The 15,690-nt window shown below is 57.3% G+C and carries 15 protein-coding genes; 2 read left to right on the top strand and 13 right to left on the bottom strand.

Features of this window, described 5'->3' with window-relative positions; all coding sequences use genetic code 11:
• Window positions 1-3: 3 nt before the first annotated feature.
• The 5 genes from sucA to sdhC all read right to left on the bottom strand — a co-directional run bounded on the left by sucA (window position 4) and on the right by sdhC (window position 6,277).
• Window positions 4-2,811 carry a 2-oxoglutarate dehydrogenase E1 component gene (gene sucA / locus ACVV26_RS07555; RefSeq protein WP_474800799.1) on the bottom strand — a complete coding sequence of 936 codons (2,808 nt, stop codon included), beginning with the start codon at window positions 2,809-2,811 and terminating at the stop codon, window positions 4-6.
• A gap of 221 nt (window positions 2,812-3,032) precedes the next feature.
• Entirely contained in the window at window positions 3,033-3,749 is a 717-nt protein-coding gene (locus ACVV26_RS07550) for a succinate dehydrogenase iron-sulfur subunit (protein ID WP_312984242.1), read from the bottom strand.
• A 16-nt stretch (window positions 3,750-3,765) separates the two neighbouring features.
• Window positions 3,766-5,532 (bottom strand): succinate dehydrogenase flavoprotein subunit, encoded by a 1,767-nt coding sequence (gene sdhA / locus ACVV26_RS07545; RefSeq protein WP_312984243.1) that lies wholly within the window; start codon window positions 5,530-5,532, stop codon window positions 3,766-3,768.
• Complete coding sequence (sdhD, locus tag ACVV26_RS07540) at window positions 5,532-5,879, bottom strand: succinate dehydrogenase membrane anchor subunit (RefSeq protein ID WP_312984245.1); 348 nt, start codon at window positions 5,877-5,879, stop codon at window positions 5,532-5,534. Before sdhD ends, sdhA begins: the two co-directional genes overlap by 1 nt.
• Complete coding sequence (gene sdhC, locus ACVV26_RS07535; RefSeq protein ID WP_167509313.1) at window positions 5,873-6,277, bottom strand: succinate dehydrogenase cytochrome b556 subunit; 405 nt, start codon at window positions 6,275-6,277, stop codon at window positions 5,873-5,875. The genes sdhD and sdhC overlap by 7 nt, the downstream gene beginning before the upstream one ends.
• A 639-nt stretch (window positions 6,278-6,916) precedes the next feature.
• Here sdhC and ACVV26_RS07530 point away from each other — a divergent pair.
• Window positions 6,917-8,203, top strand: a complete 1,287-nt coding sequence (locus ACVV26_RS07530) for a citrate synthase (RefSeq protein ID WP_474800798.1) — start codon at window positions 6,917-6,919, stop codon at window positions 8,201-8,203.
• A gap of 40 nt (window positions 8,204-8,243) precedes the next feature.
• Here ACVV26_RS07530 and nei read toward each other — a convergent pair whose 3' ends face one another.
• From nei to ACVV26_RS07510, 4 genes are read right to left on the bottom strand one after another with little or no spacing between them, the layout of a single operon-like run.
• Window positions 8,244-9,035: an endonuclease VIII gene (gene nei / locus ACVV26_RS07525; RefSeq protein ID WP_474800797.1), complete on the bottom strand. Its 792-nt coding sequence runs from the start codon at window positions 9,033-9,035 to the stop codon at window positions 8,244-8,246.
• 9 nt (window positions 9,036-9,044) lie between these two features.
• Window positions 9,045-10,040: a DUF2891 domain-containing protein gene (locus ACVV26_RS07520; protein ID WP_474800796.1), complete on the bottom strand. Its 996-nt coding sequence runs from the start codon at window positions 10,038-10,040 to the stop codon at window positions 9,045-9,047.
• A 31-nt stretch (window positions 10,041-10,071) separates the two neighbouring features.
• Window positions 10,072-11,058, bottom strand: coding sequence for a DUF979 domain-containing protein (locus ACVV26_RS07515; protein WP_474800795.1), 987 nt, complete (start codon window positions 11,056-11,058; stop codon window positions 10,072-10,074).
• Window positions 11,055-11,777 (bottom strand): DUF969 domain-containing protein, encoded by a 723-nt coding sequence (locus ACVV26_RS07510; RefSeq protein WP_312984256.1) that lies wholly within the window; start codon window positions 11,775-11,777, stop codon window positions 11,055-11,057. Before ACVV26_RS07510 ends, ACVV26_RS07515 begins: the two co-directional genes overlap by 4 nt.
• Before the next feature lie 265 nt (window positions 11,778-12,042).
• Here ACVV26_RS07510 and ACVV26_RS07505 point away from each other — a divergent pair, with 265 nt between their 5' ends.
• Window positions 12,043-12,591: a winged helix DNA-binding protein gene (locus tag ACVV26_RS07505; RefSeq protein ID WP_312984257.1), complete on the top strand. Its 549-nt coding sequence runs from the start codon at window positions 12,043-12,045 to the stop codon at window positions 12,589-12,591.
• Between the two features lie 30 nt (window positions 12,592-12,621).
• Here ACVV26_RS07505 and pxpA read toward each other — a convergent pair whose 3' ends face one another.
• From pxpA to ACVV26_RS07485, 4 genes are read right to left on the bottom strand one after another with little or no spacing between them, the layout of a single operon-like run.
• Window positions 12,622-13,359 (bottom strand): 5-oxoprolinase subunit PxpA, encoded by a 738-nt coding sequence (pxpA, locus tag ACVV26_RS07500; RefSeq protein WP_474800794.1) that lies wholly within the window; start codon window positions 13,357-13,359, stop codon window positions 12,622-12,624.
• Window positions 13,349-14,281: a 5-oxoprolinase subunit PxpC gene (pxpC, locus tag ACVV26_RS07495; protein ID WP_312984261.1), complete on the bottom strand. Its 933-nt coding sequence runs from the start codon at window positions 14,279-14,281 to the stop codon at window positions 13,349-13,351. The genes pxpA and pxpC overlap by 11 nt, the downstream gene beginning before the upstream one ends.
• Window positions 14,275-14,931: a 5-oxoprolinase subunit PxpB gene (gene pxpB / locus ACVV26_RS07490; protein WP_474800793.1), complete on the bottom strand. Its 657-nt coding sequence runs from the start codon at window positions 14,929-14,931 to the stop codon at window positions 14,275-14,277. Before pxpB ends, pxpC begins: the two co-directional genes overlap by 7 nt.
• 14 nt (window positions 14,932-14,945) lie before the next feature.
• Window positions 14,946-15,689, bottom strand: coding sequence for a type 2 GTP cyclohydrolase I (locus tag ACVV26_RS07485; RefSeq protein ID WP_474800792.1), 744 nt, complete (start codon window positions 15,687-15,689; stop codon window positions 14,946-14,948).
• Between the last annotated feature and the right edge of the window lies 1 nt (window position 15,690).

The raw sequence follows: 15,690 nt of genomic DNA, 5'->3' as shown, positions 1-15,690 counted from the left end.
TAATTAATCGACGTTCAGCGCGTCATTGACCAGATCTTGCTGCTGCTTCTGGTGAACGGACATATATCCTACCGCCGGAGAGGCGGAGGCCGGGCGGCCTGCGTAACGCAGTGCAGAACCAAACGGAATCACTTCGCGGAAATGGTGCTGGCTGCAATACCAGGCGCCCTGGTTTAATGGCTCTTCCTGACACCAGACAAAATCATGTACATGCGCGTATGGCTTTAAGACTTCCTGTACAGCCTGGACCGGGAAAGGATAAAGCTGTTCGATACGCACAATGGCGACATCTTTCTGATCGTTCTTACGGCGCTGTTCCAGTAAGTCGTAATAGACTTTACCTGAACAGAGCACCACGCGTTTCACTGCTTTCGGGTCCAGCTCGTCAATTTCGCCAATTGCCGGCAGGAACGCGCCGTTCGCCAGTTCGTCAAGCGTCGAGACGGCCAGCGGGTGGCGCAGCAGGGATTTCGGCGACATCACCACCAGCGGGCGGCGCATACCGCGCAACGCCTGGCGGCGCAGCATGTGATAAACCTGTGCCGGGGTGGACGGTACGCACACCTGCATGTTCTGCTCAGCGCACAGTTGCAGATAACGTTCCAGACGCGCGGAGGAGTGCTCCGGACCCTGGCCTTCGTAACCATGCGGCAGCAGCATCACCAGACCGCACATGCGGCCCCATTTCTGCTCGCCGGACGAAATGAACTGGTCAATAACCACTTGCGCGCCGTTGGCGAAGTCACCGAACTGCGCTTCCCAGATGGTCAGGGTGCGCGGTTCTGCGGTGGCGTATCCGTATTCAAACGCCAACACCGCTTCTTCAGAGAGCACGGAGTCCCAGACGCGGAACGGGCCCTGGCCATTATGCACGTGCGACAGCGGCGTCCAGGTCGAGCCGTTGGTCTGGTTGTGGATCACCGCGTGACGGTGGAAGAAGGTGCCGCGACCTGAGTCTTCGCCTGACAGACGAATCGGAATGCCTTCATCAACCAGAGTTGCATACGCTAGCGTTTCCGCCCCGCCCCAGTCGAACGGTTTTTCGCCGTTAGCCATCAGCTGGCGGTCGCCGTAGATTTTGGCGACGCGGGACTGCATTTCAATCGTGTCCGGCACAGTGCTGATGCGTTTTGCCAGCTCTTGCAGGCGCTTCATGTCGACTTTGTTCGGGTACGCTTCGTCCCAGTCGTGGTTGAGGTACGGCGACCAGGTGAACGAATGCATGTTCATTGGACGCCACTCTTTCACCACGCACTCGCCAGCATCCAGCGCATCGCGGTATAGGTTAACCATCTCGGTAGCGTCTTCCAGCGTCGCAACGTTTTCCTGCTCCAGCTTGTCAGCGTAGATTTTGCGCGGCGTCGGGTGTTTTTTGATTTTCTGGTACATCAGCGGCTGGGTTGCGCTCGGCTCGTCGGCTTCGTTATGGCCGTGACGGCGGTAGCACACCAGGTCGATGAACACATCGCGCTTGAAGGTGTTACGGAAATCCAGCGCCAGACGGGTCACGAAAGCCACCGCTTCCGGGTCATCCGCGTTAACGTGGAAAATCGGTGCCTGAACCATCTTGCCGATGTCGGTGCAATACGGGGTGGAACGCGCGTCCAGCGGGTTAGAGGTGGTAAAGCCCACCTGGTTGTTGATCACGATGCGAACGGTACCGCCCACTTCGTAACCCCGCGCTTTGGACATGTTCAGGGTTTCCTGCACCACGCCCTGGCCCGTCACTGCGGCGTCGCCGTGAATGGTGATCGGCAGGACTTTATTGCTGCTCGGCTCGTCAAGGCGATCCAGACGGGCGCGCACCGAACCGATCACCACCGGGCTAACGATTTCCAGGTGTGACGGGTTAAACGCCAGCGCCAAGTGAACCAGGCCGCCTTCGGTTTCGATATCTGACGAGAAGCCCATGTGGTATTTCACGTCGCCGGTGCCGAGGTGTTCTTTATGTTTGCCCGCAAACTCGTCAAACAGGTCCTGCGGTTTTTTACCCAGCACGTTAACCAGCACGTTAAGACGACCGCGGTGCGCCATACCCAGCACCACTTCACGCGTGCCGCTGTTGCCCGCGTGGCGAATCATCTCTTTCAGCATCGGGATCAGCGCGTCGCCGCCTTCCAGCGAGAAGCGTTTCGCGCCAGGGAATTTCGCGCCCAGATAACGCTCAAGGCCTTCGGCTGCGGTCAGCTCATTCAGGAAGCGTTTCTTCTCTTCCGCTTTAAAGCTGGCGTGGCCGGTCACAGATTCGATGCGCTGCTGGATCCAGCGCTTCTCTTCAGTGGAGGTAATATGCATGTACTCTGCACCGATCGAGCCGCCGTAAGTCTGTTTCAGGGCGTCGATCAAATCGGCGAGTTTCATGGTGTCTTTGCCGCCGGCAAACGAGCCGACGTTAAAGGTTTCCTGCAAATCCGCTTCGCTCAGATTGTGGAAAGCAGGATCCAGGTCCGCAACACGCTCTTGCTGCCACAATCCCAGCGGATCGAGGTTGGCGTGCTGGTGGCCTCTGAAACGCCAGGCGTTAATCAGTTGCAGGACTTTGACCTGTTTTACGCCGGCGTCAGGGTCGGCGGCTGAGGAGGTGTAACGTGAGGCATCCTTCGCCAGGCGGCGGAAATAATCACGTGTTTTGGAATGGAATTGATCCGGTTTAGCCCCGGTGCCAGGCAGCTGCTGGAACATGGAGCGCCAGTGGGCGTCCACTGAATCAGGATCGGTTAAGAAGTCTTCATAGAGCTGTTCTATCCAGCTCTGGTTCGCACCAGAGAGATAAGAAGAGTCCAGCCAGGCTTTCATTGCGCCGTTCTGCATCGTGATCCCTTAAGCATCTTATGCTTATTTCGCCATGGATAACTACAACGTACTGGGTTTGTACGTAGTACCAGGGTTCACTTTTTGGGCTCTTAGTGGCCCGGTAAGGAACCTTTAAAAACTGTCAACGCGGCAGTTTTTAAAGGTTTCCTGCACTGGCGGAAAGCATAGCGCTAACCGCCCATTTTGCCCGGTAAACACCGCTTACCGGGCGCGTTTTGTTATGCGCTGCGTTGCAACAGCATGGTCTTGATATGACCAATTGCCTTGGTCGGGTTCAGCCCTTTAGGGCAGACACTGACGCAATTCATAATGCTGTGGCAGCGGAATACGCTGAAAGCATCGCTCAAATTATCCAGACGGTTATCGGTTTCAGTATCACGGCTGTCAATCAGGAAGCGATACGCAGCAAGCAGACCTGCCGGGCCGATAAATTTATCCGGGTTCCACCAGAACGATGGGCAGGATGTCGAGCAGCAGGCGCAAAGAATACACTCATAGAGTCCATCCAGTTTTTCGCGCTGATCCGGCATCTGCAAATGTTCGCGAGCGGGTGGATTTTGTCCATTATTCAACAAGTAAGGCTTAATCTTCTCATATTGAGTATAGAATTGCCCCATGTCTACCACCAAATCACGCACCACCGGCAAGCCCGGCAGGGGACGGATCACAATCTTCTGTTTTCCATTGCCCAGCGCGGAGATCGGCGTGATGCACGCCAGACCATTTTTGCCGTTCATGTTCAGGCCATCGGAACCACATACCCCTTCACGGCAGGAGCGGCGGAACGCGAGAGTCGGATCTTTTTCTTTCAACTGGATAAGCGCATCCAGCAGCATCATGTCGCGCCCTTCTTCCCCTTCCAGGGTGTAATCCTGCATATGCGGCGCGTCGTCTACATCCGGGTTGTAGCGATAAATAGAAAATTCAAGTTTCATCTGCCTGTCTCCGCGATTAGTAGGAACGCACTTTCGGCGGGAACGCCGGACGCAGTTTCGGCTCCATATTAACGCTACGGCGCGTCATGGATTCCGTCTCTGGCAAGTACAAGCTGTGGCACAACCAGTTCGCATCATCACGTTCCGGATAATCGAAACGGCTGTGTGCGCCACGGCTCTCGGTGCGGAAATTCGCAGATACCGCCGTCGCATACGCGGTTTCCATCAGGTTATCCAGCTCCAGGCACTCAACGCGCTGGGTGTTGAATTCGCTGGAGGTGTCGTCCAGACGGGCGTTTTGCAGACGTTCGCGGATCGCTTTCAGTTGCTCCAGGCCTTTCGCCATGGCATCGCCTTCGCGGAATACCGAGAAGTTATGCTGCATGCATTCCTGAAGCGCTTTACGGATAACCACCGGGTCCTCGCCGCTGCGGTTGTTGTTCCAGCGGTTGAGACGGGCCAGGGACGCGTCGATGTCAGAGTCGCTGGCATCACGCAGTGCGCCCTGTTCGGCGATGGATTCCTGCAAATGCAGACCCGCCGCGCGGCCAAATACCACCAGGTCGAGCAGCGAGTTGCCGCCCAGACGGTTGGCGCCGTGCACCGATACGCAGGCGATTTCGCCTACCGCAAACAGGCCCGGAATCACCACGTCTTCGCCCTGCGCGTTCACGGTCAGCGCCTGGCCGGTTACTTTGGTCGGAATACCGCCCATCATGTAGTGGCAGGTCGGGATAACCGGGATCGGCTCTTTGACCGGGTCAACGTGCGCGAAGGTGCGCGACAGTTCGAGGATGCCCGGCAGTCGGGATTCCAGAACCTCTTTGCCCAGGTGGTCGAGTTTCAGTTTGGCGTGCGGGCCCCACGGGCCGTCACAGCCACGACCTTCACGGATTTCGATCATGATGGAACGCGCCACCACGTCACGGCCCGCCAGGTCTTTGGCGTTCGGCGCATAACGCTCCATAAAGCGTTCGCCGTGTTTGTTCAACAGGTAACCGCCTTCACCACGGCAGCCTTCCGTCACCAGAACCCCCGCGCCCGCGATACCGGTCGGGTGGAATTGCCACATCTCCATGTCCTGCACAGGCACGCCTGCGCGCAGCGCCATGCCGACGCCGTCGCCGGTGTTAATGTGGGCGTTGGTGGTGGACTGGTAAATACGGCCTGCACCGCCGGTCGCCAGCACGGTTGCGCGGGCTTTGAAGTAAACCACTTCACCGGTTTCGATGCACAGTGCGGTGCAACCCACCACCGCGCCATCCTGGTTTTTCACCAGATCCAACGCATACCATTCGGAGAAAATAGTGGTGTGGTTTTTCAGGTTCTGTTGATACAGGGTGTGCAACAGCGCATGGCCGGTACGGTCAGCCGCCGCTGCGGTACGTGCCGCCTGCTCGCCGCCGAAGTTTTTCGACTGGCCGCCAAACGGACGTTGATAGATACGGCCATCGTCCAGACGGGAGAACGGCAGGCCCATATGCTCCAGCTCAAGAATCGCTTCCGGGCCGGTCTTACACATATATTCGATCGCGTCCTGGTCGCCGATATAGTCGGAACCCTTGACGGTATCGTACATGTGCCATTCCCAGTTATCTTCATGGGTATTACCGAGTGCAACGGTAATGCCGCCCTGAGCGGATACTGTGTGGGAACGGGTCGGGAATACTTTAGAGAGCAGCGCACAGGTCTGGCCGCTCTGGGAAATTTGCAGCGCCGCGCGCATACCTGCGCCACCGGCACCAATCACAACCGCATCAAACTCTCTGACTGGCAAATTCATTAGACACCCCACACCACAACGAATCCATAAATGACGTAAACCAACAGTGCGATCACAATCGCTAATTGCAGCAGCATACGCAGCGCCAGAGGTTTAACGTAGTCGGTCAACACCTGCCACATGCCAATCCAGGCATGGATCAATACTGAAAACAGCGCCAGCAGGGTGAACACTTTGGTGAAAGCGGAAGAGAAGAAGCCGGTCCAGATCGCCCAGGTCAGGTCGCCGGTCACAGCGAAGAAGCCAACCATGTAGATGATGTACAGCGTCAGGACGATGGCAGTCGCACGAACCAGAATGAAGTCATGTACGCCATTGCGTCCTAATGCGGAGGCGTTGCTTACCATACGAGAACTCCTGCGAGAAGTGAAAGCACGACAGTAATGATGAAAGAAATGTTTGCGGTACGCTTACCGGTCTCGAAGGTCTCTTCCAGGTAGCCGACATCCATCAGCATGTGGCGAACGCCGCCGACGACGTGGTACGCCAGCGCGGTGAGAATGCCCCACATAATGAATTTAACAAAAAAGCTACCCATGATGGCTGATGCCGTCTGGAAACCTTCAGGAGAGGAGAGCGAGACCCCCAGCAACCAGAGCAGAATGCCGACAGCCACAAATGTGATCACGCCGGATACGCGATGGAGGATGGAAGCAATTGCGGTAACAGGAAACCGGATCGTTCGCAGATCCAGGTTAACAGGTCTTTGTTTTTTCGCGTTTTTTATCATGAATAGCGCCCACATGCTGTTCTTATTATTCCTTCCTCCGGGTCTGCAGGCGGGTCAGACAGCGTGACTTTCTATAACTCTGCGTCATGCAAAAACATCAACTTCCTGTTTTAAAACGACGGGTTACTACGCTGGGTGGCTCTCGGTGCAGGGTATTCCGGAGACCTGGCGGCAGTATAGGTTGTTCACAAAATCATTACAATTAACCTACATACAGTTTGTCGGGTTTTAGTCGAAACAGTGACCACGATCACGATACAAACATTATTTTAAAATTTAATCATCTGATTTGACAAATATTAAACAAAATTGTTACAACCATCACCGAAGAAGTCATATAATTCGCAAAAGTTATGAGGTCACACTTTCACCTGACAATAAGTTATGTAACAGTGATCGGTATTGACCAGAGTAATTTAGCCCGGTATTAGTGATATATAGATTTTATGAATACTGACTGCTAACTTCCTGATTTACTGTAATTTCGCCCTAATTCGAACCGTTGTCTGCAAGCCACTGAGCGCTCTGTACCCTGGTTTCTCCCTCTGAAACAGAGATGTGCGCCATACAACAAACTGACAACATGACGGTTAGGCATGAAAGTAATGGGGTTGAGTAGCGGTCTTAAGCAATAAGGCGCTAAGGAGACCGTAAATGGCTGACAAAAAAGCGAACATCACCTATAACGGTGACGCTGCTATTGAACTGGATGTGCTACATGGCACACTCGGTCAGGATGTAATTGATATCCGTAGTCTTGGTTCTAAAGGTGTTTTCACGTACGACCCCGGTTTTACCTCCACCGCATCTTGCGAATCCAAAATCACTTTTATCGATGGTGACGAAGGCATCCTGCTGCATCGCGGTTTTCCGATTGACCAGTTAGCCACCGAATCCACCTATCTTGAAGTGTGCTACATCCTGCTGTACGGCGAAAAACCGACCCAGGCTGAGTACCAGGAATTCAAAACCACCGTCACCCGCCACACCATGATCCATGAGCAGATCACCCGTCTGTTCCATGCGTTCCGTCGTGATTCCCATCCGATGGCGGTGATGTGTGGTATCACCGGTGCGCTGGCGGCGTTCTACCACGATTCCCTGGACGTGAATAACCCGCGTCACCGTGAAATCGCCGCGTTCCGTCTGCTGTCAAAAATGCCGACCATGGCGGCGATGTGTTACAAGTATTCGATCGGCCAACCTTTCGTTTACCCGCGCAACGACCTCTCCTACTCCGGCAATTTCCTTAACATGATGTTCTCTACGCCGTGCGAGCCTTACGAGGTGAACCCGGTGCTTGAGCGCGCTATGGACCGTATCCTGATCCTGCACGCCGACCATGAGCAGAACGCGTCGACCTCTACCGTGCGTACCGCGGGCTCTTCAGGCGCTAACCCGTTCGCCTGTATCGCTGCGGGCATCGCGTCCCTGTGGGGACCGGCGCACGGCGGCGCGAACGAAGCCGCGCTGAAAATGCTGGAAGAGATCAGCTCCGTTAAGCACATCCCGGAATTTATCCGCCGCGCCAAAGACAAAAACGATTCGTTCCGTCTGATGGGCTTCGGTCACCGTGTTTACAAGAACTATGACCCGCGCGCGACCGTGATGCGTGAAACCTGCCACGAAGTGCTGAAAGAGCTGGGCACCAAGGACGATCTGCTGGAAGTGGCGATGGAACTTGAGCACATCGCGCTCAACGACCCGTACTTCATCGAACGTAAGCTGTACCCGAACGTCGATTTCTACTCCGGCATTATCCTGAAAGCCATGGGCATTCCCTCTTCCATGTTTACCGTTATCTTCGCGATGGCGCGTACTGTGGGCTGGATTGCACACTGGAACGAAATGCACGACGACGGCATCAAAATCGCCCGTCCACGTCAGCTTTACACCGGCTACGAACAACGCGATTTCAAATCCGATTTGGAAAAACGTTAATTCTTGCCGATGTGAAAAACGCGCCTCCGGGCGCGTTTTTTTATTGCTGGCATCCAGGACACCAGTAAAACGGACGCGAAGAGAGCGTCGTCTTTTCAATGATTCCCCCGCAGCGCCGACATTTTTTCCCGGCCCGATGAAACACTTCAAAACGGAACAGCACCCCGTGGTGCTTGTTTTCATCCCCCTGCCCGCGCGTCTGGTAAGAGAGGCGCGGTATCGAAAGACAGGCGGCGGCGAGCGCCTTGAGTTGAGGCGCGGTTAATTCCACCGCCTTACGGCGCGGCGCAAGCTGGGCCTGCCAGAGTATTTCTACCCGCAGATAGTTGCCCAACCCTGCCAGAAACGCCTGATCCAGCAGCAAGCCACTGAACTGGCGGCGGCAAAAACGCGGGCTCAACAGCCGCGCTTTAACCTCTTCTACCGTTAACGTCATATCCAGTACGTCCGGCCCGACCCGCTGTAAAAACGCATGCGCCGCAACGCCGTCCGCGTCCAGCATCTCAATATCGGACGCGCTGTAAAGCAGCACGGCGGCGTCTTCGGTTTCCAGCCGGACGCGCAGGCTGCGGGTGGTTTGCGGGTTCTCCCCCGCCTTCACTACGCGCCACACCCCGTAAAGCTGGTTGTGGCTGTAAAGCGTCAGGCCGTTAGAGAAGTGCGTGAGCAGCGCTTTGCCGCGCGTTTCCAGCCGCTCCACCCGCTGGCCCACCAGCGCCGTTTCGTAGCTTTTCAGTTCGGTAAAGGCAAACCAGACGTGAGTCAGCGGCTTGCCTGCCACAGCCTGTTCCAGTTTGTCCGCCGCGCGGCGAATTTCCGGGCCTTCTGGCATGGGATATCCTTACTCCAGCGCCAGCAACGCGAAACTGGCCAGCCAGTGGCCGCCGCTGTAGTGGCTACCCACCACGTGTTCTACGCTTGCCGCCAGATGGCGCGCCACCGCATCCTTAAGCGGCTGCTGCGCCGCATGGCTTTCCGGCAAGGCGTTAGCGATACGCTTCATGCACCAGGCGCGGCTGAGATTCAGCCCGTCGAGGTGGGCGATTTTTGGGTCGGTACGATCGCTCACTTCTGCCGGGTTCATCAGCGCGGCAACCGACGCCACATCCGGCAGGAAATCATCAAACCACCCCGGGAAGTTATCCGCGACGTTGCTCATCAGCAGGGCTTCGGTCAACGCGCCGGAAATATACTCGTCGCCGCCCGGCTCATAGTGCGCCGGGTACTGTTTATCGGTGCGATAAAAGCGGTTAGCCGCGTCAAGAATGGCATGTTCAAGGGCGTTATCGTCCAGTGCGCGGGCGTAATCCAGGCCCAGCGCCAGCGCGAAAGCGGTGTTGTAATGGGTGCCGACGCGAATCGGATAGGTCAGCTTGCTGAGATAATCGATAAACCGGGTGCGAATATCCAGGGTTAACGGCTCCAGCGTCTGCAGCCAGCGCCCGGCCTGCGGCAGCGCGGATTGCCTGAGTTCCTGGGCCAGCGCCAGCAGCCAGCCGTAGCCATACGGGCGCTCAAACGAGGCCCGGAACGGCGCGGTAAAATAGGCCAGTTCCTGCGCCACGTTGGCGTCAGTCAGGTGTTCATCAAACAGCGCGATAACTTCTTCGCGGCACGACAGCGCCGGATAGCGCCGCACGCAGCGCAGCAGCAACCAGTAACCGTGCACCGCCGAGTGCCAGTCAAAGCAGCCATAAAAAATAGGGTGCAGCTTGCGCGGCGGCAGGACATCACCATCATCATTCAGCAGATGCATGATGTGGTTCGGGTATTCCTGACGCAAATAGGTTAACGGCATCCGGGCAAAAGCTTCAGCCTGATGTTGGGTTAATTCCATAACAGCTCCTTAGGTCATCACCGCGCCGCGCTTAGCGAAACACGAGGAAATACATTAAAAAGACGTTCACCACCAGCAGTGTGAGAGCGGTGGGGATCTGGATCTTAATCACCTGGTATTTATCTTTCAGCTCCAGCAGCGCGGCCGGGACGATATTGAAATTCGCCGCCATCGGCGTCATCAACGTGCCGCAGTAACCGGCATACATACCAATCGCCAGCAGCGGTGCCGGGTCGCCGTGGTGGTAATTAATCAAAAATGGCAGTGCGATACCGGCGCTCAGCACCGGGAACGCGGCAAAGGCGTTGCCCATAATCATGGTAAACAGCGCCATACCGATGCAATAAATCACCACCAGCATAAAGCGGCTATCCGGGTTAACGAACAGGCTGACCACTTTTTGCACCGAGTCGCCGGTATTGGCCACCACAAACACCCCGCCCAGCATGGCGAGCATTTGCGGCAGGATCACCGCCCAGCCAATGGTATCCACCAGGCGGCGGGACTGGCGGATGGCGTGCAGCGGCGTCCCGCCCGTCAGCCACCATCCGGTAAGGATTGCCGCGACGCAGGCCACGCACAGCGCCGCCAGCGTAAGCTGTTTCTGGTCAAGCAGGAAAACGCCGCCAATCGACACGCCTTTTAAAAACAGGGTGCCAATCACCGTCACCACCGGGATCATCAGCGCCGGTAAGAACAGCCAGTTTTTCAGCCGGTTCGACGAGGCGACGCGCTCTGGCTCGGTAGACATTTTATAGTGCCCTTTGCCCACCAGCCCAAAGCCCGCCAGTAACGCGATGGCAATCACGCAGCCGCCAATAATCCGGTAAGCCAGAGACTTACCCAACTCCTGCACCATTAAATCGCCAAACAGGAAAATCCCGCCGAACAGGAACCAGAACAGCGCGGTGGTGAAACGCTTAGGATTGCCGCGATCGCGCAGCGTCATGATCACCAGCAGCATCACCACAAAGCCGATCAGGTAGTAAACGCGGTTAATGGAAATCAGCATGCTCATTGCGCAACCTCCTGTGTGCCCTGCCCGGCTTTCCAGGCCATCACATCGCGACGAATGCTGGCGTCGAGGCGCAGCAGGCGCGTCATATGAATAATCAGGGCAGCAATCGCGGTAGGAATGGCCCACAGGCCGATATGCAGCGGTTCAATGCCCTGAATGCCGTTCTCTTTCAGGAAAGCGTCAATGAGCAGGACCGCGCCGAAAGCGATGAAAATATCTTCGCCGAAGAAGACGGCGATGTTGTCACACGCGGCGGCGTGGGCTTTGATTTTGTCGCGGATGTGCTGCGGCAGTTCGCCGTATTCATTGAGCGCCGCGCCTTCCGCCATCGGTGCCAGCAGCGGGCGCACCGTTTGCGCGTGGCCGCCGAGCGACATTAGCCCCAGCGCGGCGGTCCCCTCACGCGCCACAAAGTAGAGCATCAGAATACGCGCCGAGGTGGCGCTGGCGATTTTCGCTACCCAGGCCTGGGCGCGCTCTTTCAGCCCGTAATATTCCAGCAGGCCGATGACCGGGAGGATCAAAATAAACGTTGCCAGCGAGCGGCTGTTAACGAACTTTTCGCCAAAGGTTTCCAGCAGCATACCGAAATCCATGCCGACCAACAGACCCGTGGCAAGCCCTGCGACTACCACCACCAGCAGCGGGTTGAAACGCAGAGCAAAACCAATGACCACTACCGGTATCCCGATTAGCGGTAACAGTGTAGAACTGTCCATAACCATTTACCCTATCCAAAGTGAGCGTTGCACGCCGAAGGCTCTTTTTTTAATACTTCGCTACGGGGCGAAGCGTGGGGCATTGCGGCGAACGATGTTGTGTTTTGCGCCAGGCCCTGTGAGTGCGCAACATTGGCGTAGACCTGCGTTAAAAAGCTATATCTGAACGATCACAACATGTAAACAATTTATCAATAAAATGTTTTTATTTTATCGGTTCGCCGTTATATTTTTTGCTAATAGTCACAATTGTGTAAGGACAGTTATGACCTCGAAAACCGCTGCCACATCAATTCAAAACGACGATATTACCGAGGGTCGTATCGTCTCCTCGCGCCATCTGGTTTCTGAACGCTGCGCGGAATTATCAGAGCTGGAATACGCGCTGATCATGACCAGCAATGCCTTTAACAAGTGGATGGTGCGCTGTATGACCGCCGCCGGGGAACCGGATATGGGGGCGTTTGATGTTTCGCTGCTCCATCATGTTAACCATCGGAATCGCAAGAAAAAATTGGCGGATATCTGCTTTGTGCTGAACGTGGAGGACACCCACGTGGTCACCTATGCCCTGAAAAAGCTGGTGAAAGCGGGTTATGTGACCAGCGAGAAAGTGGGAAAGGAACTCTATTTCTACACCACGGAGGAAGGTAAAGCGCTGTGTATGAAATACCGCGACGTGCGTGAAGCCTGCCTGATTGCCATTCAGGTAGAAAGCGGGATTCCGGGCCCGTCAATTGGCGACACCGCGCAGCTGCTGCGCACGATTTCGTCGCTCTACGACACCGCCGCACGGGCTGCCGCGTCGCTATAACACCCGCCAGGGGTGGCGGGTGCAGGAAGTTTAGTCAGCGCAGATGTGGATCTGGCGCTGTTCGAACGCGTCGCGCAGCCGATGGGCAAACGCCAGCGCGTGCGCGCCATCGCCATGCAGGCACACTGTCTGGGCATTCACCGTCGCCCAGACGCCGTCCCGGCTTTGTACCCGGCCATTCAGCACCATCTCCAGCGTGCGGGAAACCGCCTCGTCATCGTCCTCAATCAGCGCCCCCGGTTGGCTGCGCGGCACCAGTGAGCCGTCCGCCAGATAGCCCCTGTCGGCAAAAACCTCTTCCCGCGTCGCTAACCCGTAGCGCTCCCCGGCGTGGATCAGTTCGCTGCCCGCCAGCCCCACCAGCATCAGGCCCGGATCGAGGCTTTTCACCGCGCGGGCGATAGCCTCTGCCAACGGCGGCTGTTTCGCCGCCTGGTTATACAGCATGCCGTGCGGCTTCACGTGCGTCAGGCGGCTACCTTCAGCGCGCACAATAGCCGCCAGCGCGCCGATCTGGTAAAGCATCTGCGCATAAACGGTTTCAGGCGGAAGCTGCATGGCGGTGCGGCCAAAGTTTTCCCGATCGGGAAAACTCGGGTGCGCGCCGATCGCGACACCGTGGGCCAGCGCCAGCCGCACGCTTTCCTGCATGGTCCGGGCATCGCCCGCGTGAAAACCGCAGGCAATGTTCGCCGAGCTAATCAGCGGCATCAGCGCGCTATCGTTTCCGCAGCCTTCGCCGAGATCGGCGTTTAAATCAATCTTCATTCGCCAGCCGCCATTCCAGTTGCTCAAAGTAACGCTGCTGATGCGTCCGCGCTTCCAGCGCTTCCTCAAGGGTGCAACGATCAAAATGCAGCGGCTCGCCAAGACGCAACTGTGCGAGATTGTACATGTCCGCCTCAATCACGCAGGCGATGCGCGGGTAGCCGCCAGTGGTCTGGGCGTCATTCATCAGCACGATGGGCTGGCCGTTATGCGGCACCTGCACCACGCCGGGCAACAGGCCGTGAGAAACCAGTTCACGGGGATCGGTGCGCTCCAGCACGTGCCCGTTGAGCCGGTAACCCATGCGGTTGCTCTGCGGGCTGAGTTTCCAGGGCGCGCGCCAGAACGCTTCCTGGGCGGCGGGTGAAAACTCATGGTACTCCGGCCCTGGCAACGCGCGGATGCGGTTGCCCCACAGCAGTTGATGCACCCCACGGCTTTGCAGGAACGTACGCGTCGCCGGCCGTAGCGGCACACGGTCGCCATCCTGCAATCTGCGCCCTTCAAACCCGCCAAAACCGGCTTTTAAATCGGTACTGTACGACCCCATGATTTTCGGTACATCGATGCCGCCCGCCACCGCCAGATAGCTGCGCATCCCGCGCTTCGGCAACAACAGCTTGAGCTGCTGACCCGCGCGTACCGGCAAGCGCCAGCCGGTCCAGACCGAGTGGCCGTCAAGGGTGGCCCCGCAGGCCGCGCCGGTTAACGCGAACCAGCCGTCCTGATGAAAAGCGATGGTGCATTGCCCGAGGGTGATTTCCAGCGCCGCCATGTCGGGCTCATTACCCACCAGCAAATTGGCAATGCGCAGCGCGGGGGTATCCATTGCGCCACAGCGGCTGATGCCCGCCTGACGCAAGCCGTGCCGCCCGCCATCCTGCACCGTGGTGCTCATCCCTGCGCGAATAATCTCTAACACACGCCCTCCTTAGACGGCACAAAACGCACCCGGTCGCCGGGCTGTAATAACGTGGCAGGCTGTCGCTGCGGATCGAACAACCGCAGATCGGTACGGCCAATAATTTGCCAGCCACCGGGCGTCGGTAACGGATAGATCCCAGTCTGGCCGCCGCCGATCCCCACCGACCCGGCAGGCACCTCAAGACGCGGCTCGGCACGGCGCGGCGTGGCGAGGCTGGCGGGCAGCCCGCCCAGATACGGGAACCCCGGCTGGAAGCCGATAAAGTACACGATGTAATCGGCCTCTGCGTGGCGCTCCACGACCTGGCGATCGCTGAGCCCGGTATGACGCGCCACTTCCGCCAAGTCCGGGCCGTGTTCGCCGCCGTAAATCACCGGGATCTCAATCAGCCGTGATTCCAGCGTCACCGCCTCGCTCTCTTCCCACCAGCGCTGCAAACGCTCAATGGCGTTCAACGCCGAGGTAGCCGGATCGCGTAAGGTCACGGTGATATTATTCATCCCCGGGATCACTTCCACTACCGCCGGTACGTCCGCCAGACGTTGTACCAGGCCCCAGATCCGCTGCTGGCTTTCAAGGGTGACCGGTGGCTCCAGTTCCAGAACCACCGCGCTTTCTCCTAACAAATAACACCGCGCTCGCTGCACTGTTTCACCTTTACTCAAGCTGGATTAGGGATGTCGATAAACGTCACATCAAGATCGGTGGTTTCATTCAACCACTCGCTCAGGGCGCGGATGCCGCCGCGCTCAGTGGCGTGGTGGCCTGCGGCATAGAAATGCAGCCCCTGCTCGCGCGCCGAATGAATGGTTTGCTCGGAGACTTCACCGGTGATAAACGCGTCAACGCCAAAACGCGCCGCGCTGTCGATAAAGCTCTGTCCACCGCCGGTGCACCAGGCGACGCGCTTCACGTCTGCTGGCCCGGTATCGCCGGACCACAGCGGACGGCGGCCAAGCCGCGCCTCAATCCACGACGCCAGCTCCAGCCCCGGCACCGGCATCGACAGTTCGCCCCACAGCACCAGCGGTTCGATCTCGCCTTTGACCTCAATGCCCAGCAGCGCGGCAAGCTGGGCGTTATTCCCCAGTTGCGGGTGGGCATCCAGCGGCAAATGCCAGCCGTAAAGGTTGATATCGTTGGCCAGCAGCGTTTTCAGGCGCTGGCGCTTCATGCCGCTAATCACCGGCGATTCGCCTTTCCAGAAATAGCCGTGATGAACAATCACCGCATCCGCCTGCTGGCGAACCGCTTCGTCCAGCAGCGCCTGGCTTGCCGTCACGCCGGTGATAATTTTCTGCACGCTTTCGCGCCCTTCAACCTGCAAGCCGTTGGGGGCATAGTCGTTAAAGGCCGCGCTATTAAGCTGCTGATTAATCAGCTTTTCCAGTTCGGTATTTTTCATG

Source organism: Atlantibacter sp. MEI4A-1023 (assembly GCF_056155425.1).
The sequence above is the reverse complement of the archived record's forward strand: the minus strand, read 5'-3'. Positions and strand labels throughout refer to the sequence as shown.

Coding starts and splice junctions, on each gene's coding strand:
- sucA (WP_474800799.1), bottom strand. CDS start 2,811: ATGCAGAACGGCGCAATGAAAGCCTGGCTGGACTCTTCTTATCTCTCT.
- ACVV26_RS07550 (WP_312984242.1), bottom strand. CDS start 3,749: ATGAAACTTGAATTTTCTATTTATCGCTACAACCCGGATGTAGACGAC.
- sdhA (WP_312984243.1), bottom strand. CDS start 5,532: ATGAATTTGCCAGTCAGAGAGTTTGATGCGGTTGTGATTGGTGCCGGT.
- sdhD (WP_312984245.1), bottom strand. CDS start 5,879: ATGGTAAGCAACGCCTCCGCATTAGGACGCAATGGCGTACATGACTTC.
- sdhC (WP_167509313.1), bottom strand. CDS start 6,277: ATGTGGGCGCTATTCATGATAAAAAACGCGAAAAAACAAAGACCTGTT.
- ACVV26_RS07530 (WP_474800798.1), top strand. CDS start 6,917: ATGGCTGACAAAAAAGCGAACATCACCTATAACGGTGACGCTGCTATT.
- nei (WP_474800797.1), bottom strand. CDS start 9,035: ATGCCAGAAGGCCCGGAAATTCGCCGCGCGGCGGACAAACTGGAACAG.
- ACVV26_RS07520 (WP_474800796.1), bottom strand. CDS start 10,040: ATGGAATTAACCCAACATCAGGCTGAAGCTTTTGCCCGGATGCCGTTA.
- ACVV26_RS07515 (WP_474800795.1), bottom strand. CDS start 11,058: ATGAGCATGCTGATTTCCATTAACCGCGTTTACTACCTGATCGGCTTT.
- ACVV26_RS07510 (WP_312984256.1), bottom strand. CDS start 11,777: ATGGACAGTTCTACACTGTTACCGCTAATCGGGATACCGGTAGTGGTC.
- ACVV26_RS07505 (WP_312984257.1), top strand. CDS start 12,043: ATGACCTCGAAAACCGCTGCCACATCAATTCAAAACGACGATATTACC.
- pxpA (WP_474800794.1), bottom strand. CDS start 13,359: ATGAAGATTGATTTAAACGCCGATCTCGGCGAAGGCTGCGGAAACGAT.
- ACVV26_RS07485 (WP_474800792.1), bottom strand. CDS start 15,689: ATGAAAAATACCGAACTGGAAAAGCTGATTAATCAGCAGCTTAATAGC.